This window comes from Jiella mangrovi, assembly GCF_017815135.1.
GTDB classification, from domain to species: Bacteria; Pseudomonadota; Alphaproteobacteria; order Rhizobiales; family Rhizobiaceae; genus Jiella; species Jiella mangrovi.
This window is the reverse complement of record NZ_JAGJCF010000011.1, coordinates 67,388-90,728: the sequence shown is the minus strand read 5'-3', so window position 1 is coordinate 90,728 and position 23,341 is coordinate 67,388. Positions and strand designations below refer to the sequence as shown.

Sequence of the window (23,341 nt, the reverse complement as noted above, 5' to 3'; positions counted from 1 at the left end):
AAACCTGAAAGGAGCCGCCGCCATGCTCGACGCCTCGAACGAACGCGAAGCGTTCGACCGCGATCACTTCTTCCACCCCTCGACCCATATGGGCACCCATGCCCGCGGCGAGAGCCCGACCCGGGTGATCACCGGCGCCGAGGGCGTGCGTATCACGGACGCCACCGGCCGCACCCATGTGGACGCCTTCGCCGGCCTCTACTGCGTCAATGCAGGCTACGGCCGCACCGAGGTCGCCGACGCGATCGCCAAGCAGGCCCATGAGCTCGCTTACTACCACGCCTATGTCGGCCACGGCACGGACGCCTCGATCCAGCTTTCGAAGATGATCATCGACCGGGCGCCGAAGCATATGAGCCGGGTCTATTTCGGCCTGTCGGGCTCGGATGCCAATGAGACCAACATCAAGCTGATCTGGTTCTACAACAACGTCCTCGGCCGGCCCGAGAAGAAGAAGATCATCTCGCGCTGGCGCGGCTATCACGGCTCCGGCGTCATGACCGGCTCGCTGACCGGCCTGCAGCTCTTCCACAATGCCTTCGACCTGCCGCGCGCGCCGATCCTCCATACGGTCTCGCCCTATTACTACCGCCGCGAGGATCGCTCGATGAGCGAGGAGCAGTTCTCGCAATATTGCGCCGACCAGCTGGAAGAGCTGATTCTCGCCGAGGGCCCGGAGACCGTCGCCGCCTTCATCGGCGAGCCGGTGCTTGGCACCGGTGGCATCGTGCCGCCGCCGGCCGGCTACTGGCAGAAGATCCAGGCCGTGCTGGAAAAATACGACGTCATGCTCGTCGCCGACGAAGTGGTCACCGGCTTCGGCCGCCTCGGCTCGATGTTCGGCTCCGACCATTACGGCATGAAGCCGGACCTCATCACCATCGCCAAGGGTCTCACCTCGGCCTATGCGCCGCTGTCGGGCTCGATCGTCTCGAAGCGCATGTGGGACGGGCTGGTGAAGGGGGCCGATGATCTCGGCGCCTTCGGCCATGGCTGGACCTATTCGGCCCATCCGATCTGCGCGGCGGCCGGCGTTGCCAACCTCAAGCTGATCGACGATCTGAAGCTGATCGACAACGTCCGCGAGGTCGGGCCTTATTTCCTCAAGGCCCTGAAGGAGGCTCTCGAGGGCAAGGCGAATGTCGGCGAGGTGCGCGGCGAGGGGCTTCTGGCCGCCGTCGAATTCGTCGAGGACAAGGACGACCGCCGCTTCTTCGATGCCTCGCAGAAGATCGGGCCGAAGATCTCGGCGGCCCTGTTCGATCGCGGTGTCATCGGCCGGGCGATGCCCGAAGGCGACATTCTGGGCTTCGCGCCGCCCTTCTGCCTGACGAAGGAAGACGCCGACCTGATCGTTCAGAAGACCTCGGAAGCGGTCGATGCGGTGATGGCCGCGCGCTGACCGTCCGCGATCTGACGTGGTGATCAGGCAGTCAAACGCCTTTGCCGCGAAGATGGGCTGATTGCCCAGTTTTCAGACAGCGAGGCGGGCTCGATTGGAAAAGGGGGAGCCGGGAGGACTGGCTTCCCCTTTCCACGCCTGGTTGGCATGGCCGTTGCTTCTGTCGGATGAAATGCCGTCCGACATGAAGGTCATGCCTTGCCGAACGAAGCCGCCGATCTTGAACTTGCAGCCGTCACCAAGGCTTATGGCGAAACGATCGCCGTCGACAGGGTCTCGCTGAAGATACCCGCCGGCACCTATTGCTGCCTGCTTGGGCCGTCCGGCTGCGGCAAATCCTCGACCTTGCGAATGATCGCAGGCCACGAATTCATCTCCGACGGCGACGTCGTGATCGGAAACCAGGTCGTCAACGACCTGCCGCCGGCCAAGCGCGGCACGGCGATGATGTTTCAGAACTACGCGCTGTTTCCCCATCTCGACGTTCGCGACAACGTCGCCTTTTCGCTGAAGATGGCCGGCGTCGGCAAGGCCGAGCGACGACAGCGCGCCGACGAGCTGCTCGATCTCGTCGACATGGCCAAATATGGCGACCGTCTGCCGAGCCAGCTCTCCGGTGGCCAGCAGCAGCGCGTCGCGCTCGCCCGCGCGCTCGTCACCAATCCGACCGTCCTTCTCCTCGACGAGCCGCTTTCCGCCCTCGATCCGTTCTTGAGGATCCGCATGCGGGCAGAGCTGAAACGCTATCAGCGCGAATTCGGCATCTCCTTCGTCCATGTCACCCACAGCCAGGAAGAGGCGATGGCGCTGGCCGACATGGTGGTGGTGATGAATGACGGCCGGATCGAGCAGGTCGGCTCGCCCCGCGAGGTGTTCAACGCTCCGAAGACGGTGTTCGTCGCCAAATTCATGGGTGGCCACAATGTCGTGCCCGAAGGCGGCAAGTCCTATGCCGTGAGGGCCGACCGCATCCGTCTCGCCCAGCCCGGCGAGGCCGGCACCGAGGCGAAAGTCACCGATGTCGAATATCAGGGCATGACCGTTCATGTCGCCATGACGCGCAAGGACGGCACGGACCTCATCGCCACCCTGCCGGAATCGGAATTCGACCGGTCGCCCGTCGCGGCCGGTGACACGGTGTCGGTCGCCTGGCAGCCGGCCGACCGCCACGAGCTTGCGGCCTGAGCGTCGCTGCCAGGTCCGCCCCAGAACTCGCCCACCCCCGAAACTGTAGACGGAGGAAGCTTCATGACGATACTCACCGAAACCCGCGGCGGCGTGACCCGCCGGTCGATCCTCAAGGGCTCGGCCGCGCTCGGCGGCGCGGCGCTGGTGACCAAGGTCACCGGCTTTCCGGCACTCGCCCAGGAGCCGGTGACGCTCCGCTATCTCTCGACGGCGGTGAACCAGTCGCCGGCGATCGCCGAAAAGGCCGGGGAAGATCTCGGCATCAAGATCGAATACATCGCCGTGACGACCGACGACGTCGCCAAGCGCGTCATCACCCAGCCGAATTCCTTCGACCTCGTCGATACCGAATATTTCGCGCTGCCGAAGCTGCTTCCCTCCGGCAACATCATGGGTCTCGACGCCAAGAAGATCAAACTCGCCGACAAGATTGCCACGGTCATCCGCGACGGCACCGTCGACGGCAAGAAGGTCGGCCTCGACGGCACCGCGCCGACCGAGGTGCTCTATCTGCCGGACGAGGAAGCGACCGAGTTCGCCAGCGAGCCGACCGACTTCCTGACCCTCATCCCGACCACCTACAACGCCGACACGCTCGGCATCCGTCCCGATCTCATCGACGGCCCCGTCGACAGCTGGGCGGCGCTTCTCGACCCGAAATTCAAGGGCAAGGCGGCGACGCTCAACATTCCCTCGATCGGCATCATGGATGCGGCGATGGCGATCGAAGCCCGGGGCGACATGAAATATGCCGACAAGGGCAACATGACCCGCGACGAGATCGACGCGACGATCGCCGCGCTCATCGAAGCCAAGCGCAACGGCCAGTTCCGGGCCTTCTGGACCGACTTCAACGAGAGCGTCAATCTGATGGCCTCGGGCGAGGTCGTCATTCAGTCGATGTGGTCGCCGGCGGTGACAGCCGTTCGGACCCAGGGCATCGCGTGCAAGTACCAGCCGCTCAAAGAGGGGTACCGCGCCTGGGCGTCGGGCTTCGGACTTCCGATCGCGATCGACGACCGCGAGAAGGACGCGGCCTACGAGTTCATCAACTGGTTCCTCTCCGGCTGGGCCGGCGCACATCTCGCCAAGCAGGGCTATTACACCGCCGTGCTCGAGACCACCGAGCAAGCCATGGAGCCCTACGAGTGGGCCTACTGGTTCGAGGGCAAGCCGGCCGAAAAGGACATCATGTCGCCGGACGGAAAGCTGCTCGAAAAGGCCGGCGCCGTGCGCGACGGCGGTTCCTACAACGAGCGCATGGGGGCCGTCGCGTGCTGGAACGCGGTCATGGACGAGAACATCTACATGATCCGCAAGTGGAACGAGTTCATTGCCGCCTGAGGTCATGACCGAGACGATGGACGCCGCGGCCCGCACCGGGGCGTCCAACGCCGAGAAGGGCGCGTCCACCGCGACGCGCAACCGGCGCACGAGCTGGACGCCGGCCTGGGTGCCCTATGCCCAGGCCGCGCCGCTGGCGCTCGTCTTCTTTCTGTTCTTCGTCCTGCCGCTGGTCGCGACCTTCGTCGTCTCCTTCTGGAACTACACCGAATATTCGATCGAGCCGGCCTTCGTCTTCTCGAACTACCAGGACGTGTTCTACGGCTGCTTCTCCGGCTCATCCCGGCTCTGCACCACTTTCGCGACCTATCTGTCGACGCTGAAATTCGTCGCCATCGTCTGGGCGGTCACGCTCTTCATCGGCTTCACCGTCGCCTATTTCCTCGCCTTCCACGTGCGCACGCTGCCGATGCAGATCGCGCTCTTCATGGTCTGCACCATCCCGTTCTGGACCTCGAACGTCATCCGGATGATCTCGTGGATCCCGCTGCTCGGCCGCAACGGCCTCGTCAACGAGACGCTACAGTCCATCGGGCTGATCGACGCGCCGCTGGAATGGCTGCTCTATTCCGATTTCGCCGTCACCCTGGCGCTCGTCCATCTCTACACGCTGTTCATGGTGGTCCCGATCTTCAATTCGATGATGCGCATCGACCGATCGCTGATCGAGGCGGCCTACGATGCCGGCGCTTCGGGCTGGCAGACGCTGACCAACATCATCATTCCGCTGGTCAAGCCCGGCATCCTGATCGGATCGATCTTCGTCGTCACCATCGTCACCGGCGACTATCTCACCATCGGCATCATGGGCGGCCAGCAGATCGCCTCGGTCGGCAAGGTCATCCAGACCCAGATCAATTTCCTCCAGTTCCCCATCGCCGCCGCCAACGCCATTGTGCTTCTCGCCGTCGTTCTCGTGACGATCTGGGGCATGCTGCGGCTCGTCGACATCCGCAAGGAGCTTTGAGCGATGGTTGGGCCGCGGTCGAATATCAGGGCGAGGGCTATCGGAGCTAGGTCCTGCGGATACCCGGCACTCAGGCCCGGCCGTACACCTTCGAGCGGCGCGACGCTCGTGCCGGATGAGACCTTTGAGATAGGGCCTACACATCCCGGCGCCGTCATCCTCGGGCTTGTCCCGAGGAACTCCTGCCGCCGGCCGGTGGAGCTCGACGTCGAAGCTGGGCGTTTCTGCACGGATTTTGACGCGGACACGGCGGTAGATCCTTGGGACAAGCCCGAGGATGACGGGGCGTTGAGGGGAGCGCCTCGACATGGCACCCTTGCGGAGCCTCGGCCCGGCGATGGCCGAGACGCATGCAGTCGCGACCCTGCAGCGCTCTCCCGCCATCACGCGGAAGGAGCCCCCTCATGGCTGTGAAATCCGTCACCCGGGAGGAAAAGCGTCCGCGCTCCTTCTATGCCCTCGCGATTTTCTTCGCGCTGTTCGTGGTGTTTCTCTACGGGCCCGTGGTCACCATCCTGACGCTCTCCTTCCAGGGGCCGTCGGGCGGGCTGACCTTCCCGATGAACGGCGTCTCGCTCTACTGGTTCGAGCGGTTGTGGAGCGGGCGCGGCACGGTCGACATCGGCACGGCCTTTCAGCGGTCCCTGATGCTCGGCCTGACGGTGATGGTGATCACCGTCGTGATCTCGGTCCTCGCCGGTCTTGCCTTTCGCAAGAAATTCTTCGGCGCGACGCCGCTGTTCTACATCGCCATCGCCAGCCTGATCGTGCCCTCGATCGTCGTCTCGCTCGGCATCGCGCTGGAATTCCGCATCATCGACGACATCTTCCGGCCGGTCCTCTCCTCGATCGGGCTCGTCTCGCGTCGCGGCAATTCGCTGGGCCTCTTCACCTCCGGCCTCGGCGCTCATCTGTCCTGGACGCTGCCCTTCGGCCTTCTGATCATGTTCGCGGTCTTCAACCGGCTGGACAAGAGCTACGAGGAGGCCGCGCGGGACCTCGGCGCCTCGAACTGGCAGAGCTTTCGCCATGTCATCCTGCCGATGATCGCGCCGTTCCTGATCGGCATCGCGCTGTTCGGCTTCACACTCTCATGGGACGAGATCGCCCGCTCCAGCCAGGCCATGGGCTCCACCAACACGCTGCCGCTCGAACTCGCGGCTCTGACGACGACGGTGACGACGCCCGAGATCTACGCCCTCGGCACGTCGGTGACGGCGGTTTCCTTCACGGTGATCTTCGGAACGCTCGCGGCCTTCGTGCTTCTCCAGAGACGCCGCCGCCGCCGCGCCCTTGCGGCCTGACTGTGTCATCGCCTCCTGCTTCGAATTCCGGCGCAGACGTGACAAATTCGTCGCCCCCTGCAAGCGGCGATGGCTTAAGAATTTCGGGATCGAGCTATCGTCCCGCAAGCGCCAGAGCCACGGCCGGCGAATGTCGCGGCGGGACGAACAGAGGTCTGAGGGGACAAATTGCGGATCTCAATCGTCAATCCGAACTCCACCCGGTCGATGACCGAGACGATCGCCCACGCGGCGCGCCAGGCGGCGGCGCGGGGCACTGAAATCCTTGCCTATCAGAACGACGCCGGCCCGATCTCGATCGAGGGCCATGTCGACGGCGCGCTCGCCGTGCCGGGGCTTCTCCATGCCCTCGCGATCGCCGAACGCGATGGAGCCGACGCCCATATCATCGCCTGTTTCGACGATACCGGCCTCGAAGCCGCCCGTTCTATCCTCAAGGGCCCGGTGATCGGCATCGGCGAAGCGGCGGCGCGCATGGCGACGCTGGTGGCAAGGCGATATTCGGTGATCACGACGCTGTCGGTCTCCGTACCGATCCTCGAAGACAATCTGTCCCGCGCCGGCCTTTCGAGCCTTTGTGCCAGCGTCCGCGCATCGGAGCTGCCGGTCCTGGCTCTCGAGGCCGATCCGGAGGCGGCGAACGCCAAAATCTCCGAAGAGATCGCCCGGGCGATCGACGAGGACGGCGCCGAGGCGATCGTGCTCGGCTGCGCTGGCATGGCCGACTTTGCCGCGAGCCTTTCCGAGCGCCACGGGGTTCCGGTGGTCGAAGGCGTTTCGGCGGCGGTGAAACTGATGGAGGCCGCCGTGACGCTCGGTCTGAAGACCGTCAAGCGCGGCGGCTATGCGACGCCCCGCCCGAAGGACCAGGGCTTCGTCTATCCGGACGGGATGATCGGCTACACCGAGAGCGCACCCGTTCTCGAGCCCGTCGAATGACGGGCATCGCCACGCGAGCGTCCGATATCGAAATCCGCGTGATGACGCCGGCCGATGTCGAGCTGGCGGTCGAATGGGCCGCGAAGGAGGGCTGGAATCCCGGTCTCGGCGATGCGCAGGCGTTCCGGAGCGCCGATCCCGAGGGCTTCCTGATGGCATTTCTGGCTGGCGAGCCGGCGGCCGCGATCTCGGTCGTCGCCTATGGCGAGACACAGGGCTTTCTCGGCTTTTACATCGTCAGGCCGGAGCTGCGCGGCCGGGGCATCGGTTGGGCGCTCTGGCAGGCCGGCATGGCGCGGCTCGAAGGCCGCTCGGTCGGTCTCGACGGCGTCGTCGATCAGCAGGCGAACTATGCCCGATCCGGCTTCGTCCTCCAGCATCGCAACATCCGCTTCAAGGGCCCGGTTTCACTAGCGGCCGAGGTGCCGGACGCGACGCGGGCGGTCACGGCCGAGGACGGCGCCGCTCTCGTTTCCTACGACACGGCCCATTTCGGGACCGAGCGTGAGGCCTTCCTTCGCGCCTGGCTGTTTGCGGACGGGCACGTCGCCAGGATACTGCCCGGCGAGGGCGACACGGTGAGGGGCTATGGCGTCGTTCGTCCGGCGCAGGATGGGTTCAAGGTCGGTCCGCTCTTCGCCGAGACGCCGGATGCCGCATCGAGCCTGTTCGACGCCCTGTCGCGCATGGTGCCGCCCGGCGAGGCAGTGATCCTCGACGTTCCCGAGCCGAATAAAGCCGCCATCGCGCTTGCCGAAGGCCGCGGCATGGTCGAGGTCTTCGAGACCGCGCGGATGGTGAAGGGCGACCCTCCGTCGCTCCCCCTCGACAGGATCTTCGGCGTTACCAGCTTCGAACTCGGCTGACAGGCGGAGAATAGCGGGCATGCTGGATCTGATTTTGCGGGAGGCGCGGATCGCGGGCAGGGACGCGCCCGTCGATATCGGCATCTTGGACGGGCGCATCGCCGAGATCGCGCCGGGACTGCCGCAAGGCGCAGCCGAGCGCCGCGTGCACGGGCGGTTCGTCTGCACCGGCTTCGTCGATGCCCACATCCATCTCGACAAGGCCGCGATTCTCGGGCGCTGCCCGATCTGTGAGGGGACGCTTAAAGAGGCGGTGTCTCTGACGGCGAAAGCCAAGGCGGAGTTTACCCGCGAAGACGTCTACCAGCGGGCGGAGACCGTCCTCAGACAGGCGATCGTCAACGGAACCATGGCGATGAGGAGCTTCGTCGAGACGGACCCGCGCGTCCAGCTGACCTCATTCGACGCGCTTGTCCAGTTGAAGCGCGACTATGCCCATGCCATTGATCTCGACCTCTGCGCCTTCGCGCAGGAGGGCCTGACCCAGGAGATGGCCACTCGTGATCTCCTGATCGCGGCGCTCGAGGGCGGCGCGACCAGCGTCGGTGGCTGTCCCTATACGGACGACGATCCGGCGCGGCACATCGAGCTCGTCCTCGATCTGGCCGAGCGCTTCGCGGTGCCGGCCGATTTCCACATCGATTTCGATCTCGACCCCGAAGGCTCGGATCTACCGACGCTGATTGCCGCCGTGAAGGCGAGGGGCCTTCAGGGCCGGGTTTCGATCGGCCATGTCAGCAAGCTCTCGGCGATGGCGCCGGAGCGCTTCGATGAGCTGGCGAGCGAACTTGCCGAAGCCGATATCGGCCTCGTCGTCCTGCCGGCGACGGATCTTTATCTCATGGGGCGGGATGCCGACCGGCTCAATCCGCGCGGCATGGCAAGGGCCGATCGTCTGGCCCGGGCGGGCGTCAGGACGGCGGTGGCCACCAACAACGTCCTCAACCCCTTCACGCCATTCGGCGACGCCTCGCTGATCCGCATGGCGAACCTCTTTGCCAACATCGCCCAGATCGGGACGGAGGAAGAGATCGCCGAAAGCTTCGCGATGGTCAGCGAGAGCGCCGCCTCCGTCATTGGCCTCGACAGGCCGTCGACGCCAGCCGTCGGCGCGCCGGCCGATCTCGTCATCCTCGACGCTGCGAGCGCCACGGATGCCGTGCGCCGCATCGCCCAGCCGATTGCCGGCTGGAAGGCCGGTCGCCAGACCTTCGAGCGCCCCTTGCCGCAACTCTTCGGCAGCGAAATGGGCGGCGAAGCCTTATAATTTCGGGATAGGCCAGGACGGGCCGGGCTTCGCCGCGAGCGCCGTGACGCCCTTGATCTAGGTCGAGTGCTTCGCCGCAAAGCCGAATTCGGCGCGGATCGATGCGCCATGTTCGTCTGTTTCCGGCACCCGCCCGAAGGCCTCGATCTTTCTTCCGCGCACGGTCGCGCCGGGGGCGAGGAGTTCGAGCGGGCCGTGTTGCGTAGGCACCTCGACGAAGCGGTTCTGCGGATGCTGAACGACGTCCTCCATGTCGGACAGCCGGCCGATGGCGATCCGGGCTTTGGTGAGAAGGTCGATGTTTTCCTCGCGGCCCCGCTCCGCCAGTCTTCCGCCGACGAAGCCGTCGACCGCCGGACGGTTGGCCATCCGCTCGTGGTTCGTGGCAAAGCCCTCTTTCGTCGCCATCTCGGGCGCCCCCAGTGCCTTGCAGAGCTGAGCCCATTCCCGGTCGTTCTGGACCGAGATGAGCAGCACCTTGCCGTCGGCGCATGGAAAGGCGCCATAGGGCGCGATGGTCGGATGCTGCAGTCCCTGGCGCTGCGCCGCCTTGCCGCCATAGCGATACTGGAGATACGGCACGTTCATCCAGTCGGCCATGGCGTGATAGAGCGAAACCTCGACATGGCGGCCCTTGCCGGTCGTCGCCCGGCCGATCAAGGCCTCGAGGATCGCCTGATAGGCGGTCATGCCGGCGGCGATGTCGCAGACGGAAACGCCGACGCGGGCCGGCCCTTCCGGCGTGCCGTTGATCGCCGACAGGCCGCTTTCGGCCTGAATGAGGAGGTCGTAGGCCTTCTGCGAGGCGCGCGGGCCTTCCGAACCGTAGCCCGAGATCGAGCAGGCGATCAGCTTCGGATGGCTTTTGCATAGGTCGTCGACGCCGAAGCCGAGCCGCTCCATGACACCCGGCCCGAGATTCTGGATCAGGATGTCGGCTTCGTCGATCAGCCTGGCGAGGACCGCCTTGTCGGCCGCGTCCTTCAGATCGAGGGCGATCGATTCCTTGCCGCGATTGAGCCAGACGAAATAGGCGCTGTTGCCCGCCGCGAGCTTGTCGTAGCCGCGGGCGAAATCCCCCTCCGGCCGCTCCACCTTGATGACCCTCGCCCCCGCATCGGCAAGCTTCACCGACGCATAGGGCGCCGCCACCGCATGCTCGACCGAAACCACGGTCAGACCGCTCAGATCCTGCATCAGACATCCTCTCGCATTCGCCGCGAAGATGCCGAATGCGACGGGGCCTGTACAAATAGCTTTCGCGGCATCTACCAATAGGAAGACCCTATCTCCGCGGAGTATCCATGGATTCGCGCCAGCTCGCCTATTTCCGCCAGATCGTCGAAAGCGGTTCGATGAGCGCGGCGGCGCGGGCGCTGGGCGTCGCCCAGCCCTCGCTCTCCCAGCAGACGCGCAATCTCGAAGAGCGTCTCGGCTCGGAACTCCTGACCCGCACCGCCCGCGGTGTCTCGCCGACCGAGGCTGGCCAGCTCCTCTACGTACATGCCTGCCGGATCGCCGAACTCCTGCGGCAAGCGGAAGAGGATGTGCGCGCGATCTCCTCCGAACCGTCCGGCCGCGTCGATTTCGGCCTGCCGGCCTCCGTCTCGATGGCGCTGTCGATCCCGCTTGCCGAGACCGTTCGGGTCGAGATGCCGAGGGTGCATTTCTGCGCCACCGAGGCGATGAGCGGCCATATCAAGGAGTGGGTGAAGTCCGGCGACATCGATCTGGCGCTTCTCTACGACCAGGAGGGCATCGGCGACTGCACCTCGGAACTGATCCTGATGGAGGATCTGTGGTTCTACGCCGCCCCGGACGACTGGCCGTTCGAGACGCCGCCGGGAGAGCCGGTGGCGCTTCGCGACGTGATGCGCCTCGATCTCGTTTTGCCCTCGCGCCGCCATGGCCTCAGGACGCTGATCGACCGCGTGGCCAAGGCCGCGCGGCTGGAGCCACGGGTCGTCACTGAGATGGACTCCCTGCAGCAGATCAAGGCGCTCGTCGCCCGCGGCAGCGGCCACACCATCCTGTCGCCGGCGGCGGTCCACGATCATGTCGAGATGGGCTGGCTTCTCGGCAGCCAGATCATCGAGCCGTGCATGCGCCGGCCGGTCTATCTGGTGCGCTCCGGCAAGTCCCGCGCCACCGCCGCGACCCGGGCGATCGAGACCTATTGCCGGCAGGTGATCGAGGATCTCGTGGGACGCGGCATCTGGCAGGCGGAGTTTCCGACCGGGCAAACCGAAGACTAAAGTGGACCTGCCGCCCGGCCTGTTGGACATGTTCCCGACGGTGCATCCGTGGCGCCAGTGTTGGCGCTTCGGGTGCCGATATCTGCGGCATGGAGGTGGTTCCGGCCGAGGAAGAGGGGCGGCCTTGAAGGTCCACCCGATTCTTCAGCCCGAGCACGGCATCGACATCCTGGAAAACATGGAAACCCGCGAACTCCCGGCGGATGACGTGAACGAATGTTTCTGCGTGCTGGGTCAGGCGCGGCTGCGCGGCGCCGTGCAGATGATCATCAATCCGATCGCCATTCGCTGAAGCAATAAGCCTGATCTATGGGCGCGGGTCCAAAATCGCTATTTCTCAAGGTCCGCCCCGCTCTGTAGGCTCCGCCAGTATCGTCCCGCGGCCCTGGGAGGAAGGGCTGCGGGCAGGGGTGATCCTTGTGATGGGAGGAAATTCGACATGGCAGGACACCGTAATCGCGCCGCGCTCTTCGCCGCCCAAGCGATGCCGCCCGGGCCTCAGAATGGTGACAAGCCGGCCGAGCTGGAGGTCGGCTTCGAGGCCCTGCTCGAAGTCTCGACGATCAAGACGATCGTCCACAATCACGGATAAGGAGGTCGTCATGCGGCTCGAAGGAAAACGCTGTCTCGTCACGGGCGCTGCCTCCGGCTTCGGCAGGGGCATTGCCGAAAAGTTCATGGCGGAAGGCGCAAAGGTCGCCGTCGTCGACATGAACGGCGAGGGCGCCAAGACTGTCGCGTCAAAAATCGGCAAAGGCGCGGTCGCCATCACCTGCGACGTCACCAGCGCAGAACAGATCGAGACGGCGATCGCGAAGATGGAGGCTGAGTTCGGCGGCGTCGACGTGATCGTCAACAATGCCGGCTGGTCGAACAAGAATGCTCCGTTGATGGAGACCGACGAAGCGACGATGAGGAAACTCTATGACGTCAACGTCATGTCGATCTTCCACATGACCAAGGCGATCGTTCCCCGCTGGCGTGCTTCCGGCGGCGGCGTCATGATCAATGTCGGCTCCACCGCCGGCATTCGCCCGCGTCCGGGGCTGACGTGGTACAACTCCTCCAAGGGCGCGGCCAACCTGATGACCCGCTCGCTCGCGGTCGAACTTGCGCCGGACAGGATCCGCGTCTGCGGCCTTGCGCCGGTGATGGGCGCGACGGCGCTGCTGGAGAACTTCATGGGCATGCCCGACACGCCGGAAAATCGCGAGCGCTTCATCGCGACGATCCCGCTCGGCCGCCTGTCGGAGCCCCGCGACGTCGCGAATGCTGCGGCGTTCCTCGCCAGTGACGAAGCGGAGTACCTGACCGGCGTCATCCTCGAAGTCGACGGCGGGCGGACGATCTGATGGACGCCGCAATCAAGGCCGAATGCGAGGCCTATGTCGGCCGCGAGCGCTCCGTCACCGACGAGATGGCGCCTGAAACGGCGACGAAGCTCGCGACACTGCTTCGGCGGTCTGTGCCAGAGGAAGGGCTGCCGCCGACATGGCACTGGGCCTATTTCAACCACGGCTATCCGATCGTCGATGCGGGAGAGGACGGCCACGAAAAGCTCGGCCTCTTCCTGCCGCCGGCGCCGTTTCACCGGCGCATGTGGGCGGCGGGCGACGTGACGGTTCGGCGGCCGTTGCAGCTCGGCGTTGCCGCGACGCGCAGATCGACGATCACCGCCGTCAACTTCAAGACGGGCAAGACCGGCGATCTCTGCTTCGTCACGGTCGAACACAGGATTTCGCAAGGCGGCGAGACCGCCATCGACGAGATCCAGACCGTCGTCTATCGTGATCGCGGTCTGCCCGATGCAGCATTGCGCGAGGCGGACGACCCCGTGCCGGACGGCTATGTCGTCCATCCGGACATGGAGCTGTTCTTCTATTCGGCCCTGACCCACAACGGTCACCGCATCCACTGGGATCGTGATTTCTGCCGAAAGGTCGAGGGCTATCCGGGCCTCGTCGTGCACGGGCCCCTGATGGCGACGAAGCTCTGCGACACGATGATCGAAAGTGCCGGGATCGCGACAGGACAGCCGCTTCGCTTTGCCTATCGGGCGCTCGCACCGGTGTTCGACACGACGCCCATCCGCCTCGGTTTCGAGACCGAAGGGGCGAGCCGGGAAGGCCGGGTCGAACGCTCCGACCGCGTGACCTCGATGAAGGCGACGCTGACGCTCGGCTGATTCCGGCGAAAGTCTCAGGCCCGGGCCAGAACCGCGCGGGCCTGCAACACCACAGGAGCGTCGACCATCGCCCCGTCGAGACGGATGGCGCCGCCATCGGACGTCTCTGCCGCCTCGACGATCCGCCGGGCGCGGGCGATCTCGGCGTCGGTGGGGCGGAGCGCGTCGTGGATCGGGCCGATCTGCCTCGGGTGAATGGCGAGTCTCGCCCCGAAGCCGAAGGCGAGCGCCCGGCGGGTTTCCTCTGCGATCAGCGCGTCGTCGTCGATCGCGGTCGTGACCCCGTCGATCGGCGGCCCGATGCCGGCGAGGCGGGAGGCGAGGGCGAGTTCGGCACGGTAGATCGCCATCGCCGCGCCGTCCTCGGGCAGGCCGAGATCGGCCATGAAGTCGATCGTGCCGAAGGCGAGACGGCGGGTTCCTCTGGCCGCCGCGATCGGCCGCGCATTGGCAAGGCCGCGCGCCGTCTCGATCAGCGCGACGACCGGTTTGCCCAGTTTTTCGATGTCTTCGGCGCGCTCGGCCTTGGCCAGCACGACGCCGGAGATGCCGGGATGGGCGAGAAGGGCCAGGTCCTCGTCGTGCCACTTCGTGCCGGCGGCGTTGATGCGCAGAAGAATGCCAGCGTCCTCTACGAGCGCCGCTTGCAGCGTCTCGCGTGCCGCGGCCTTTTCCTGCGGCGCAACGGCGTCCTCGAGATCGACGATGACGGCGTCGGCGCCGCTGGCCTTGGCCTTTTCGATCCGCTCGGGCCGTGTCGCGGGCACGAAGAGGAAGCTGCGGGCGGCGGCAAGGTCTCTCATGGCGGGGCCCTCCGGGGTCTGGCTGAGATCTGGTCGCGAAAGAACGACCGGTCTTTGACAACAATCCTCATAGCGAAGCGCCGGGACGATCGAAATGCGTTGTCGCAGGATGGGATGGATAGACCCAACCTATCGTTTCAGGGCAATTTTTGCCGGTGTTCGTCGCGCAAGTGGAAGCCTGCTCGAGGCAAGGCCTATGGGCGCCGTCTTTGCCTGTCGCGGTCTGGGGAGTAAGAACCATTCCAGTCTGAACGCAGGGCTCGCCGCGTGCCATTGCCGCCGAGGGTTGCCGAAGTCAGGGAGGTTTCATGGCTGCGATCACCGAAGACCATGTCGTCGACAGCATCGCCGACGCGCTGCAATTCGTCGCCTGTTACCACCCGGAGGATTTCATCCGGGCGATGACGACGGCCTATGAGCGCGAACAGTCGCCGGGCGCGAAGAACGCCATCGGTCAGATTCTGACCAACTCGCGCATGTGCGCCATGGGCCAGCGTCCGATCTGCCAGGATACCGGCGTCGCCAACGTCTTCTTCAAGATCGGCTGCGAGGCGAAAATCGGCTGGAGGCGGCCGCTGCAGGAGATCGTCGACGAGGCGGTGCGCCGGGCCTATCGTCTCGACACCAATCCCTTGCGCGCCTCGGTGGTCCGCGATCCGTTCGGCGATCGCAGGAACACCGGCGACAACGCCCCCGGCATGGTCCATGTCGAGATGGTGGCGGGCGACACGGTTGACGTCGTCGTCTCGGCCAAGGGCGGCGGCTCGGAGAACAAGACGAAGTTCGCCGTCCTCAATCCGTCGGCCTCGGTCGCCGACTGGGTGGTCGAGACCGTCTCCGGCCTCGGCGCCGGCTGGTGCCCGCCGGGCATGCTCGGCATCGGCGTCGGCGGCAGCGTCGACAAGGCGATGGCGCTCGCCAAGATGTCGCTGAACGATCCGATCGACATCTTCGATCTTCTGGAGCGGGGCCCGCGCGACCGCGCCGAGGAACTGCGGCTGGAAATCTACGAGCGCGTCAACGCGCTCGGCATCGGCGCCCAGGGCCTCGGCGGCCTGACCACGGTGCTCGACGTCAAGCTCCGGCATTTCCCGACCCACGCCGCGTCGCTGCCGGTCGCGCTGATCCCCAATTGCGCGGCCACCCGCCACGTCCATTTCGTCCTCGACGGATCGGGGGCCGCGACCTTCGATCCGCCGGATCTTTCGCTCTGGCCGGAGATCGTTCTCGACAATTCCAGCGCCTCGGTGAAGCGGATCGACCTCGACGCGCTCGACGAGACGACGCTGGCGGCGCTCACCCCCGGCGAGACGCTGCTTCTTTCCGGCACGCTCTATACCGGCCGCGATGCCGCCCACAAACGCATGGTGGAAACGCTGGACAAGGGCGAGAGCCTGCCCGTCGATCTGAAGGGACGGGCGATCTACTATGTCGGGCCGGTCGATCCCGTCGGCGACGAGGTGATCGGCCCGGCCGGACCCACGACCTCGACCCGCTTGGACAAGTTCACCCGACAGGTGCTGGCCGAAACCGGCCTGAAGGTGATGATCGGCAAGGCCGAGCGCGGGCCGGAGGCGATCTCCGCCATCGCCGATCACGGCGCCGTCTACATGATCGCCGTCGGCGGCGCGGCGTTCCTCGTCTCCAAGGCGATCCGCGAGGCCGAACCCGTCGCCTGGCAGGACCTCGGCATGGAGGCGATCTATCGTTTGAGGGTCGAAGACATGCCGGTGACGCTCGCCGTCGACACCAGGGGCAACTCCATCCACGAAAGCGGGCCGAAGCTCTGGCGCAAGAGCGCGTAAAGGCGAGCCATAGCGCAGGTCTATGGGCTGCATTCAATTCGCGCCCTGCTTCGATCGGATCTGGACCGGTACAAAGACGCCAAAGCACGGGAGACAGCCATGACCACGATCGAGACCCACGACGAAATCCGCGAGGCCGTTGGCCGCCTCTGCCAGGATTTCCCCGGAAGCTACTGGCGAGAGCTCGACGAGAAACGCGCCTATCCGACGGAGTTCGTGAAGGCGCTGACCGAGGCCGGCTTTCTGTCGGCGCTGATCCCGGAAGAATATGGCGGCTCGGGACTGCCCCTGTCGGCGGCTGCGGTGATCCTCGAGGAAATCCACCGCCAGGGCGGCAATGCCGGCGCCTGCCATGCCCAGATGTATACGATGGGCACGCTTTTGCGGCACGGCTCCGAGGCGCAGAAGCAGGCCTATCTGCCCAAGATCGCCGAAGGCACGCTGAGGCTCCAGTCGTTTGGTGTGACCGAGCCGACCAGCGGCACCGACACCGGCTCGCTGCGCACGACGGCCCGGCGCGAGGGCGATGATTTCATCGTCAACGGCCAGAAGATCTGGATCTCGCGCTCGGAGCATTCCGATCTGATGATCCTTCTCTGCCGCACGACGCCGCTCGACAAGGTCGAGAAGAACACGCAAGGGCTCTCGGTCTTCCTGGTCGATATGGTGGCGGCGAAAGAGAACGGCCTCACGATCCGGCCGATCCGCACCATGATGAACCACGCGACGACGGAGCTGTTCTTCGACGAGGTGCCGGTGCCGGCGGCCAACATGATCGGCGAGGAGGGCAAGGGTTTTCGCTATATCCTCTCGGGCATGAATGCCGAGCGGATCCTAATCGCGGCCGAATGTATCGGCGACGCCAAATGGTTCATCGACAAGGCCTCCGCCTACGCCACGGAGCGCGTCGTCTTCGGCCGGCCGATCGGCCAGAACCAGGGGATCCAGTTCCCGATCGCCAAGGCCTATGCCCGCATGCGGGCCGCCGAGCTGATGCTGCACGAGGCGATCCGGCTCTACGAGGCCGGCGAGAACCCCGGCGCCGAGGCGAACATGGCGAAGATGCTGGCGGCCGAAGCCAGCTGGGAGGCGGCCGAGGCCTGCGTCCAGACCCATGGCGGCTTCGGCTTTGCCGAGGAATACGACGTCGAGCGCAAGTTCCGCGAGACGCGGCTCTATCAGGTCGCGCCGATCTCGACCAACCTCATCCTCTCCTACCTCGCCGAGCACGTTCTCGGCATGCCGAGGAGCTACTGATGTCGCTCGCCGGCGAGCTTGCGGAATTTGCCCTGTCGAAGGAGCCCGCAAGCGCCGAGGCCCGTCGCTTCGCCGAGCTGTCGCTTTTCGACTGGGCGACGGTGGGTCTTGCCGGGCGCGACGAACCGGTCTCGAAGGCCGCAAGGGCCTTGGCCGTGGGGGTGCGGTCGGGCGATGGCGCCACCCTCTTCGGCGGTGGCAGGGCCCATCCAAGCGCCGCGGCGCTCGCCAATGGCGCGACCAGCCATGCCCTCGACTATGACGACACGCATTTCCTCCATATCGGCCATCCGAGCGTCGTCGTCGCCTCGGCGGCACTCGCCGTCGCCGAGGCGGAGGGAGCCTCCGGCAGCGAGTTTCTGGAAGCCTTGACCCACGGTCTCGAACTCTCCTGCCGGGTCGGCGACTGGCTCGGCCGCTCGCATTACGAAGCCGGCTTCCACCAGACGGGCACCGCCGGCGCCTTTGGCGCTACGGCGGCGGCCGGGCGCCTCCTTGGCCTCGATGCGGGAGCCATGACCTCCGCTCTTGGATTGGCGACAACTCGGGCGGCGGGCCTGAAAAGTCAGTTCGGGACCATGGCAAAACCCCTCAATGCGGGCTTTGCCGCCGAGGTCGGCGTCACCTGCGCGCTTCTCGCCCGCCATGGCGTCATCTCCAACCCGCAAGCCTTCGAGGACGCTCAGGGTTTCGGCCCGACCCATGCCGGCTCCGACAGGATTGAGGCCTTCGACCAAATGGGGCGGGACTGGGTGTTTCCGGGCGTCTCCTACAAGTTCCATGCCTGCTGCCACGGGCTGCATGCGATGCTGGAAGCCCTGCGCGAAATCCGGCAGGCGGGGCTGGAGCCGCAAGCGGTCGAGCGCGTGACGATCTTGACCAATCCGCGCTGGTTCGCCGTCTGCAACAAGCGAGAGCCTCAAACCGGCCTCGAGGCGAAATTCAGCTACCGGCTTGTCGCCGCCATGGCGATCTGCGGCATGGATACGGCCGATCTCGCGGTCTACGACGCACGAACGTGCCGAAGGCCCGATCTCGTCGCGCTTCGCGACCGTGTGGAGGTCGAGGCCGACCCGTCGCTTACCGACACCGCGTCCCGCGTCATCGTCGAGACCCGCGACGGCGCAAGGCTGTCGGCCGGCCACGACCTCCTCGGGGCGATCGGCCCGGCTCAGATCGAGAAGCGGCTCAGGGCGAAATCCGCGACGCTTCTCGGCGCGCAAGCCTCCAGCGCCTTGTGGCAGGCCGTTTGCGGCCTGGCCAGCGGAGACGCCAGCGTCGAGACATTTGCAGGCAACCTTGCGAGGTGAGACGATAAGGCACGCCGCATCTTGGCGGCCACCGCGCAGCGACCGTCCCGTCCGCGCCTGTCGATCGCGAGCATGATCGCCAGGGTGGCGAGGCGGAGTGGGGATTACGCTGGTGAAGGGAAATCGCCGTTCCCGACGTCAGGAACTTGAGGCGAGCCCGGTCTTACGGTCCTTCATAACGGTTGCGAGCGCCATGCCGGCCAGCATCGCCGGCAGGAAGACCAGCGTGCCGGGGGCGGAGAGGGGAAGCGCCGTCCAGGCGGGCCCCGGGCAGAACCCGCCGATGCCCCAGCCGACGCCGAAGGCCGCAGCGCCGATGACGAGGTCGCTATCGATGTCGCTGCGACGGGGGATCTGGAAATCGGAGAACAAGAGCGGCTTTTCGCGCAGCCAGACAAGGCGATAGCCGACAAAGGTGGTGATTGCCGCGCCGCCCATGACGAAGGCGAGGCTCGGGTCGAAGCTGCCGAAGACGTCGAGGAAATTGAGAACTTTGGCCGGATCGGACATGCCGGCGACGATCAGCCCTACGCCGAAGAGCAGCCCTGCGAGAAATCCGAAGACAATGCCCATGTAAGCCCCCTCAGAGGATGTGGCGCAGGATGAAGACCGTTGCGAAAGCCGTGGCCATGAAGATGGTGACGGCCGCCAGCGAGCGTCCCGACAGCCGGGCGAGGCCGCAGACGCCGTGGCCGCTGGTGCAGCCGGCTCCCTTGACGGTGCCGAAGCCGACGAAAAGGCCGGCAAGAGCCATCGCGGCGAGATTGCCGGGAACGGTCTGGACGACGGGCGAGCCGGTCACCGCCTGAACGAGCAGCGGCGCTGCGATCAGCCCGGCGACGAAGGCGAACCGCCAGGACCAGTCGTCGCGGCGCATCGGCAAAGCGCCGGTGGTGATGCCCGAAATGCCGGCGATCCGGCCGAACAGCGCCATGACGAGGACGGCGGAAAGGCCGATCATGATGCCGCCGATGGTGGAGGCGATCGGGGTGAAGGGTGTGGCGATCTCGATGGGCATGTCGGTTATTCCCCATGGAGGCGACGAGCGCGGATCTGGCAGAGGCGATGGCATCTGGCGCCACGGGCACGGACCATCGCGATGCCGACGCCTGCGATGCGGCGGCTGTCCAGTCGAAACGTCAGGCCACTAGCCTGCGTCGTTCAGCCCTTGGCCAGGCGTTCGGCGATGCCGGAGAGGTCGTAGCCGGCCGACCTGGCTCTTTGGAGAATGTCGGGGACCGGCCTCTTGCCCGCCTCGCTCAGCGCCCAAAGCGTCGTCGAGCGCAGACCGGACTTGCAGAAGGCCGCGACCGGCTTCGGCAATTCTTCCATTGCAGCGGAGAATGCCGCGACATCCGCCTCGGTGATCTGGCCGATCACGGCGGGGATGTATCGGGCTTCCATGCCGGCCGCTTTCGCCGCCTGCTCGATCTCGGCAAAGCTCGGCTGGCCGGGGCCTTCGCCGTCCGGCCGATTGACGATGATCGCGCGAAACCCTTCGGCCTTCAGCCCGGCGATCTCGCCGGGCTCAACCTGATCGCGGACAGACAGCTGATCGGTGAGTGGCTTTGCGTTCATGGCCGTTATTCTCCCGTTCTTCCAAACCTGGATGTCATGCGAGGACGATGCGTGAAGCGCCGGCCTCGCAGCCGGACCGCTCCACTTGGCCGCCGGAAAGCCAGCTCTCGCGGCGCTCAGAGACCGTTGATCGGCACCCTGAGATAGCGCTGTCCGTTCGCCTCGGGGTCGGGCAGCGCGCCGGCCTTCATGTTGACCTGGAGCGAGGGAATGATCAGTTTCGGCATGGCCAGCGTCGCGTCGCGCGCCGTGCGCATCTGGACGAATTCCTCTTCGCTCACGCCCTCATGGACGTGGATATTGTGGGCGATCTGGTCGGCCACCGTCGTCTCGTTCAGGATGTCGCGGCCGTTCGGCCCGTAATCGTGGCACATGAACAGCCGCGTTTCGGCCGGGAGCGCCAGAACCCGTTTGATCGAACGATAGAGCTGGCGGGCGTCCCCGCCGGGAAAGTCGGCGCGCGCGGTACCGCCATCCGGCATGAACAGCGTGTCGCCGACAAAGGCGGCATCACCGATCACATAGGTCATGCAGGCCGGCGTGTGACCGGGCGTCGAGATGGCGAGAGCCTGCATCGCGCCGATCGAGAACGTCGCGCCGTCCGCAAACAGCCGGTCGAACTGCGAGCCGTCGCGCTGGAACTCGGTGCCCTCGTTGAACACCTTCCCGAAGGTCTCCTGAACGGCGGTGATCTGTTCTCCGATGCCGATCTTTCCGCCGACCTTTTCCTGCAGATAGGGAGCGGCCGAGAGGTGGTCGGCATGAACGTGGGTCTCGATCAGCCACTCGACGTTGAGGCCGTGCTTGCTGACATGAGCGACGATTTCGTCGGCGGATTTGTAGGAGACCTTGCCGGAGGCGTAGTCGAAGTCGAGCACGCTGTCGACGATGGCGCAGGCGTCGCTCGCCGGGTCCTTGACCACATAGGAAAAGGTGTTGGACACGGTGTCGAAAAACGTCGTGACGTCGGGATGTGCGGTCATGATGTCCTCCTGGGACTGGCAGGTTGTTGCAGTGGTTTCAGTCGAACCACGCGTCGATGATTTCATGGCGGGCGCGACCAGACTGAAGGACGCGCCGGTTGCTCTGGCAGGGGCGGTGATCAGGGATCCTCCGGCGTGCCCGGCTGCGCCGTGATGCCGGTTCTGGCAAAGACCGCCGCGCCGAGCTGCGGTGCGAGATTGGCGGGCATAGACAGGTCGGCTTGTCCGAAGGCTGCGGGGGCCCCGTTCGGGCAGAACAGCGCATGGAGGAGTTCGACCAGCTTTTCGGCCTTGTGATCGGCAAGCCGGTAGAAGACGTTCTTCGCCTCGCGGCGCGGCGAGATGATCCCGGCATTGCGCAATTCGCCGAGCTGCTGGGAGAGCGACGGCTGCTTGAGCCCCATCTGCTCCTCCATCTCGGCCACCGACATTTCCCCCTCGACGAGGCGGCAGACGATGAGAAGCCGCGCGGGGTGGCCAAGGCGCTTGAGAAGCGACACGGCCTCCTCGATGACCTCAGCCTGGCCGAAACCGGCCGCCGTCTCGGCGCCGTTGCGGCCGCTCATGGCAGAGCCTCCAGCATCCGGGTTCGATAGAGCCAGTTGGAGACGCCGGCGTCGTCGTCGCGCGTCATGTCGGCAAGGTCGATGACCGCGTCGCCCGGCTGCCAGCCTTCCGGGGTCGCGATCGCGCGGGCATCGGAAAGCTGCAGCGCCTGGACGGTGCGCAAAACCTCGGCGACGCTGCGACCGGTCGACATCGGGTAGAAGGACGCCATCCGCACCGTGCCGGCCGGATCGATGACGTACAGCCCTCGCACGGTCGCACTCGAGCCGGAGGCGGCATCGAGCATTCCATAGGCGCGGGCGACCGCCATCGACGGATCCTCACACAGCGCGAACGGAACTTTCAGCGCGAACCTCTCCTCGATCGCCCGTATCCAGGCGAGATGTGAGAACAGGCTATCGACCGAAAGGCCGAGAAGCTCGCAGCCCATCGCATCGAAATCGCCCGCCGCCTTCGCGAAAGCCACGAATTCGGAGGTGCAGACCGGCGTAAAGTCCGCCGGGTGCGAAAAGAACACCAGCCAGCGGCCGCGAAACTCCGAGAGCCTGATCTCGCCACGGGTGGAGCGGCAGGAAAAGTCGGGCGCGGGGTCGCCGATCCGGGGCGGCGTCGAGGCTGGTGTATCGAGATTGGTCACGGGCCCTCCTATCACGATATCAAGAATACGCAATCGTCCTTCGCAATCAATATATGAAAACGTATATTCATGCGATTATGAGCGCGGCAGTCGGTCGCCTTCGTGAACGTCCGGCCGGCACATCGGCCCTGCCGTTCGCTACTCCGCTTGATGCTCGTGATGATGTGCGGGCCGCGCCGGTCTCGCGTCGCGAGAATGACGACAATGCGTCGGGGGCCTGTGAAGCCCGATCGCGCCCTTACCAGGCGGCGTGATTGTCGCGTCAGGACGCGTAGCAATCCCGGTCCGAGGCAAGGGCGCGATCCTGCCTGATCGACTTCTCCCTGAGGCCAGCTTGCGAAGGGTGCGGTCTTGAACTGCGTCGAACGCATGGCAGGCAAGCCCGATCGTCGCTTCTTTTGCACTGCAACATGGCCTAGATCAGGCGCAACAGCACATGTTGCAAACGTCGCATCAGGAGACGACCCATGAAACGCGCGAGCCGCATAGTCGAACGCATCGATCGCTTTTTCGGCCAACTGAGCGCCGCGCGCGAATGCGCGTCCGCCATCGATGCCGGGCGCCGTCCGCCGGAGCGTTCGCTTCGCGCGCTCGGGATCAACCCGCGCTCCTTCGATCACATCGTCTGAGTTTCGTGCGGCTTTTGCCGCCTGAGCCAGCACCGTGCCCGGCGCAAGGCTGCGT

General features: G+C 65.6%; 25 protein-coding genes. 17 read left to right on the top strand and 8 right to left on the bottom strand.

The window, feature by feature from the left end; translation table 11 throughout:
• Nucleotides 1-22: 22 nt before the first annotated feature.
• The 8 genes from J6595_RS15090 (at nt 23) to J6595_RS15055 (ending at nt 9,277) form a co-directional block, all read left to right on the top strand.
• Entirely contained in the window at nt 23-1,402 is a 1,380-nt protein-coding gene (locus tag J6595_RS15090) for an aspartate aminotransferase family protein (protein ID WP_209595403.1), read from the top strand.
• 198 nt (nt 1,403-1,600) lie between these two features.
• The gene (locus J6595_RS15085; protein WP_209595402.1) at nt 1,601-2,587 is read left to right on the top strand and encodes an ABC transporter ATP-binding protein; all 987 of its coding nucleotides are present in this window, start codon (nt 1,601-1,603) and stop codon (nt 2,585-2,587) included.
• Between the two features lie 63 nt (nt 2,588-2,650).
• Complete coding sequence (locus J6595_RS15080) at nt 2,651-3,934, top strand: ABC transporter substrate-binding protein (protein WP_209595401.1); 1,284 nt, start codon at nt 2,651-2,653, stop codon at nt 3,932-3,934.
• A 4-nt stretch (nt 3,935-3,938) separates the two neighbouring features.
• The gene (locus tag J6595_RS15075) at nt 3,939-4,901 is read left to right on the top strand and encodes an ABC transporter permease (RefSeq protein WP_209595400.1); all 963 of its coding nucleotides are present in this window, start codon (nt 3,939-3,941) and stop codon (nt 4,899-4,901) included.
• A 404-nt stretch (nt 4,902-5,305) separates the two neighbouring features.
• Nucleotides 5,306-6,205, top strand: coding sequence for an ABC transporter permease (locus J6595_RS15070; RefSeq protein ID WP_209595399.1), 900 nt, complete (start codon nt 5,306-5,308; stop codon nt 6,203-6,205).
• A gap of 168 nt (nt 6,206-6,373) precedes the next feature.
• Nucleotides 6,374-7,144, top strand: coding sequence for an aspartate/glutamate racemase family protein (locus tag J6595_RS15065; protein ID WP_209595398.1), 771 nt, complete (start codon nt 6,374-6,376; stop codon nt 7,142-7,144).
• Complete coding sequence (locus tag J6595_RS15060; protein WP_209595397.1) at nt 7,141-8,010, top strand: GNAT family N-acetyltransferase; 870 nt, start codon at nt 7,141-7,143, stop codon at nt 8,008-8,010. The genes J6595_RS15065 and J6595_RS15060 overlap by 4 nt, the downstream gene beginning before the upstream one ends.
• Before the next feature lie 19 nt (nt 8,011-8,029).
• Complete coding sequence (locus tag J6595_RS15055) at nt 8,030-9,277, top strand: amidohydrolase family protein (RefSeq protein WP_209595396.1); 1,248 nt, start codon at nt 8,030-8,032, stop codon at nt 9,275-9,277.
• Between the two features lie 57 nt (nt 9,278-9,334).
• Here J6595_RS15055 and J6595_RS15050 read toward each other — a convergent pair whose 3' ends face one another.
• A complete protein-coding gene (locus tag J6595_RS15050; protein ID WP_209595395.1) occupies nt 9,335-10,474 on the bottom strand; it encodes a CaiB/BaiF CoA transferase family protein in 1,140 nt (379 codons plus the stop codon).
• 107 nt (nt 10,475-10,581) lie between these two features.
• Between J6595_RS15050 and J6595_RS15045 the strand changes: the two genes are divergently transcribed.
• The 5 genes from J6595_RS15045 to J6595_RS15025 all read left to right on the top strand — a co-directional run bounded on the left by J6595_RS15045 (nt 10,582) and on the right by J6595_RS15025 (nt 13,717).
• Nucleotides 10,582-11,532: a LysR substrate-binding domain-containing protein gene (locus J6595_RS15045; protein WP_209595394.1), complete on the top strand. Its 951-nt coding sequence runs from the start codon at nt 10,582-10,584 to the stop codon at nt 11,530-11,532.
• Between the two features lies 1 nt (nt 11,533).
• Nucleotides 11,534-11,824, top strand: a complete 291-nt coding sequence (locus J6595_RS15040; protein ID WP_209595393.1) for a hypothetical protein — start codon at nt 11,534-11,536, stop codon at nt 11,822-11,824.
• Between the two features lie 147 nt (nt 11,825-11,971).
• On the top strand, nt 11,972-12,124 hold the full coding sequence (locus J6595_RS15035) for a hypothetical protein (RefSeq protein ID WP_209595392.1): 153 nt from the start codon (nt 11,972-11,974) through the stop codon (nt 12,122-12,124).
• Between the two features lie 10 nt (nt 12,125-12,134).
• Nucleotides 12,135-12,884, top strand: a complete 750-nt coding sequence (locus J6595_RS15030; RefSeq protein ID WP_209595391.1) for an SDR family oxidoreductase — start codon at nt 12,135-12,137, stop codon at nt 12,882-12,884.
• The gene (locus J6595_RS15025) at nt 12,884-13,717 is read left to right on the top strand and encodes an HTD2 family dehydratase (RefSeq protein WP_209595390.1); all 834 of its coding nucleotides are present in this window, start codon (nt 12,884-12,886) and stop codon (nt 13,715-13,717) included. The genes J6595_RS15030 and J6595_RS15025 overlap by 1 nt, the downstream gene beginning before the upstream one ends.
• A 14-nt stretch (nt 13,718-13,731) precedes the next feature.
• On the opposite strand, the gene J6595_RS15020 is transcribed toward J6595_RS15025, so the two are convergent.
• On the bottom strand, nt 13,732-14,520 hold the full coding sequence (locus J6595_RS15020; RefSeq protein WP_209595389.1) for an HpcH/HpaI aldolase/citrate lyase family protein: 789 nt from the start codon (nt 14,518-14,520) through the stop codon (nt 13,732-13,734).
• Between the two features lie 308 nt (nt 14,521-14,828).
• On the opposite strand from J6595_RS15020, the gene J6595_RS15015 reads away from it, so the two are divergent.
• The 3 genes from J6595_RS15015 (at nt 14,829) to J6595_RS15005 (ending at nt 18,892) form a co-directional block, all read left to right on the top strand.
• Nucleotides 14,829-16,325 carry a fumarate hydratase gene (locus tag J6595_RS15015; RefSeq protein ID WP_209595388.1) on the top strand — a complete coding sequence of 499 codons (1,497 nt, stop codon included), beginning with the start codon at nt 14,829-14,831 and terminating at the stop codon, nt 16,323-16,325.
• Nucleotides 16,326-16,424: 99 nt separating this feature from the next.
• Nucleotides 16,425-17,582 carry an acyl-CoA dehydrogenase family protein gene (locus J6595_RS15010; RefSeq protein WP_209595387.1) on the top strand — a complete coding sequence of 386 codons (1,158 nt, stop codon included), beginning with the start codon at nt 16,425-16,427 and terminating at the stop codon, nt 17,580-17,582.
• Nucleotides 17,582-18,892: an MmgE/PrpD family protein gene (locus tag J6595_RS15005; protein WP_209595386.1), complete on the top strand. Its 1,311-nt coding sequence runs from the start codon at nt 17,582-17,584 to the stop codon at nt 18,890-18,892. Before J6595_RS15010 ends, J6595_RS15005 begins: the two co-directional genes overlap by 1 nt.
• Before the next feature lie 138 nt (nt 18,893-19,030).
• Here the strand turns inward: J6595_RS15005 and J6595_RS15000 are convergent, their stop codons facing one another.
• The 6 genes from J6595_RS15000 to J6595_RS14975 form a co-directional block, all read right to left on the bottom strand.
• On the bottom strand, nt 19,031-19,465 hold the full coding sequence (locus J6595_RS15000; RefSeq protein ID WP_209595385.1) for a DUF6691 family protein: 435 nt from the start codon (nt 19,463-19,465) through the stop codon (nt 19,031-19,033).
• A gap of 10 nt (nt 19,466-19,475) precedes the next feature.
• Nucleotides 19,476-19,910, bottom strand: coding sequence for a YeeE/YedE family protein (locus J6595_RS14995; RefSeq protein WP_209595384.1), 435 nt, complete (start codon nt 19,908-19,910; stop codon nt 19,476-19,478).
• A 143-nt stretch (nt 19,911-20,053) separates the two neighbouring features.
• Nucleotides 20,054-20,470, bottom strand: a complete 417-nt coding sequence (locus J6595_RS14990; RefSeq protein WP_209595383.1) for a protein tyrosine phosphatase family protein — start codon at nt 20,468-20,470, stop codon at nt 20,054-20,056.
• A 116-nt stretch (nt 20,471-20,586) separates the two neighbouring features.
• Nucleotides 20,587-21,453 (bottom strand): MBL fold metallo-hydrolase, encoded by an 867-nt coding sequence (locus J6595_RS14985; protein ID WP_209595382.1) that lies wholly within the window; start codon nt 21,451-21,453, stop codon nt 20,587-20,589.
• Between the two features lie 119 nt (nt 21,454-21,572).
• On the bottom strand, nt 21,573-22,019 hold the full coding sequence (locus J6595_RS14980; protein WP_209595381.1) for an ArsR/SmtB family transcription factor: 447 nt from the start codon (nt 22,017-22,019) through the stop codon (nt 21,573-21,575).
• Complete coding sequence (locus J6595_RS14975; protein WP_342453211.1) at nt 22,016-22,657, bottom strand: peroxiredoxin; 642 nt, start codon at nt 22,655-22,657, stop codon at nt 22,016-22,018. Before J6595_RS14975 ends, J6595_RS14980 begins: the two co-directional genes overlap by 4 nt.
• Nucleotides 22,658-23,124: 467 nt before the next feature.
• Here J6595_RS14975 and J6595_RS14970 point away from each other — a divergent pair, with 467 nt between their 5' ends.
• Complete coding sequence (locus J6595_RS14970) at nt 23,125-23,286, top strand: hypothetical protein (RefSeq protein ID WP_209595380.1); 162 nt, start codon at nt 23,125-23,127, stop codon at nt 23,284-23,286.
• Nucleotides 23,287-23,341 lie beyond the last annotated feature (55 nt).

Bases quoted from the DNA above. Each gene is read 5' to 3' on its own strand.
- J6595_RS15060 (WP_209595397.1), top strand. From the start codon at position 7,141: ATGACGGGCATCGCCACGCGAGCGTCCGATATCGAAATCCGCGTGATG.
- J6595_RS14970 (WP_209595380.1), top strand. From the start codon at position 23,125: ATGAAACGCGCGAGCCGCATAGTCGAACGCATCGATCGCTTTTTCGGC.
- J6595_RS15000 (WP_209595385.1), bottom strand. From the start codon at position 19,465: ATGGGCATTGTCTTCGGATTTCTCGCAGGGCTGCTCTTCGGCGTAGGG.
- J6595_RS15055 (WP_209595396.1), top strand. From the start codon at position 8,030: ATGCTGGATCTGATTTTGCGGGAGGCGCGGATCGCGGGCAGGGACGCG.
- J6595_RS15005 (WP_209595386.1), top strand. From the start codon at position 17,582: ATGTCGCTCGCCGGCGAGCTTGCGGAATTTGCCCTGTCGAAGGAGCCC.
- J6595_RS15050 (WP_209595395.1), bottom strand. From the start codon at position 10,474: ATGCAGGATCTGAGCGGTCTGACCGTGGTTTCGGTCGAGCATGCGGTG.
- J6595_RS14990 (WP_209595383.1), bottom strand. From the start codon at position 20,470: ATGAACGCAAAGCCACTCACCGATCAGCTGTCTGTCCGCGATCAGGTT.
- J6595_RS15010 (WP_209595387.1), top strand. From the start codon at position 16,425: ATGACCACGATCGAGACCCACGACGAAATCCGCGAGGCCGTTGGCCGC.
- J6595_RS15070 (WP_209595399.1), top strand. From the start codon at position 5,306: ATGGCTGTGAAATCCGTCACCCGGGAGGAAAAGCGTCCGCGCTCCTTC.
- J6595_RS15075 (WP_209595400.1), top strand. From the start codon at position 3,939: ATGACCGAGACGATGGACGCCGCGGCCCGCACCGGGGCGTCCAACGCC.
- J6595_RS15025 (WP_209595390.1), top strand. From the start codon at position 12,884: ATGGACGCCGCAATCAAGGCCGAATGCGAGGCCTATGTCGGCCGCGAG.
- J6595_RS15015 (WP_209595388.1), top strand. From the start codon at position 14,829: ATGGCTGCGATCACCGAAGACCATGTCGTCGACAGCATCGCCGACGCG.
- J6595_RS15020 (WP_209595389.1), bottom strand. From the start codon at position 14,520: ATGAGAGACCTTGCCGCCGCCCGCAGCTTCCTCTTCGTGCCCGCGACA.
- J6595_RS15090 (WP_209595403.1), top strand. From the start codon at position 23: ATGCTCGACGCCTCGAACGAACGCGAAGCGTTCGACCGCGATCACTTC.
- J6595_RS15030 (WP_209595391.1), top strand. From the start codon at position 12,135: ATGCGGCTCGAAGGAAAACGCTGTCTCGTCACGGGCGCTGCCTCCGGC.
- J6595_RS14995 (WP_209595384.1), bottom strand. From the start codon at position 19,910: ATGCCCATCGAGATCGCCACACCCTTCACCCCGATCGCCTCCACCATC.
- J6595_RS14985 (WP_209595382.1), bottom strand. From the start codon at position 21,453: ATGACCGCACATCCCGACGTCACGACGTTTTTCGACACCGTGTCCAAC.
- J6595_RS14980 (WP_209595381.1), bottom strand. From the start codon at position 22,019: ATGAGCGGCCGCAACGGCGCCGAGACGGCGGCCGGTTTCGGCCAGGCT.
- J6595_RS15080 (WP_209595401.1), top strand. From the start codon at position 2,651: ATGACGATACTCACCGAAACCCGCGGCGGCGTGACCCGCCGGTCGATC.
- J6595_RS15035 (WP_209595392.1), top strand. From the start codon at position 11,972: ATGGCAGGACACCGTAATCGCGCCGCGCTCTTCGCCGCCCAAGCGATG.
- J6595_RS15045 (WP_209595394.1), top strand. From the start codon at position 10,582: ATGGATTCGCGCCAGCTCGCCTATTTCCGCCAGATCGTCGAAAGCGGT.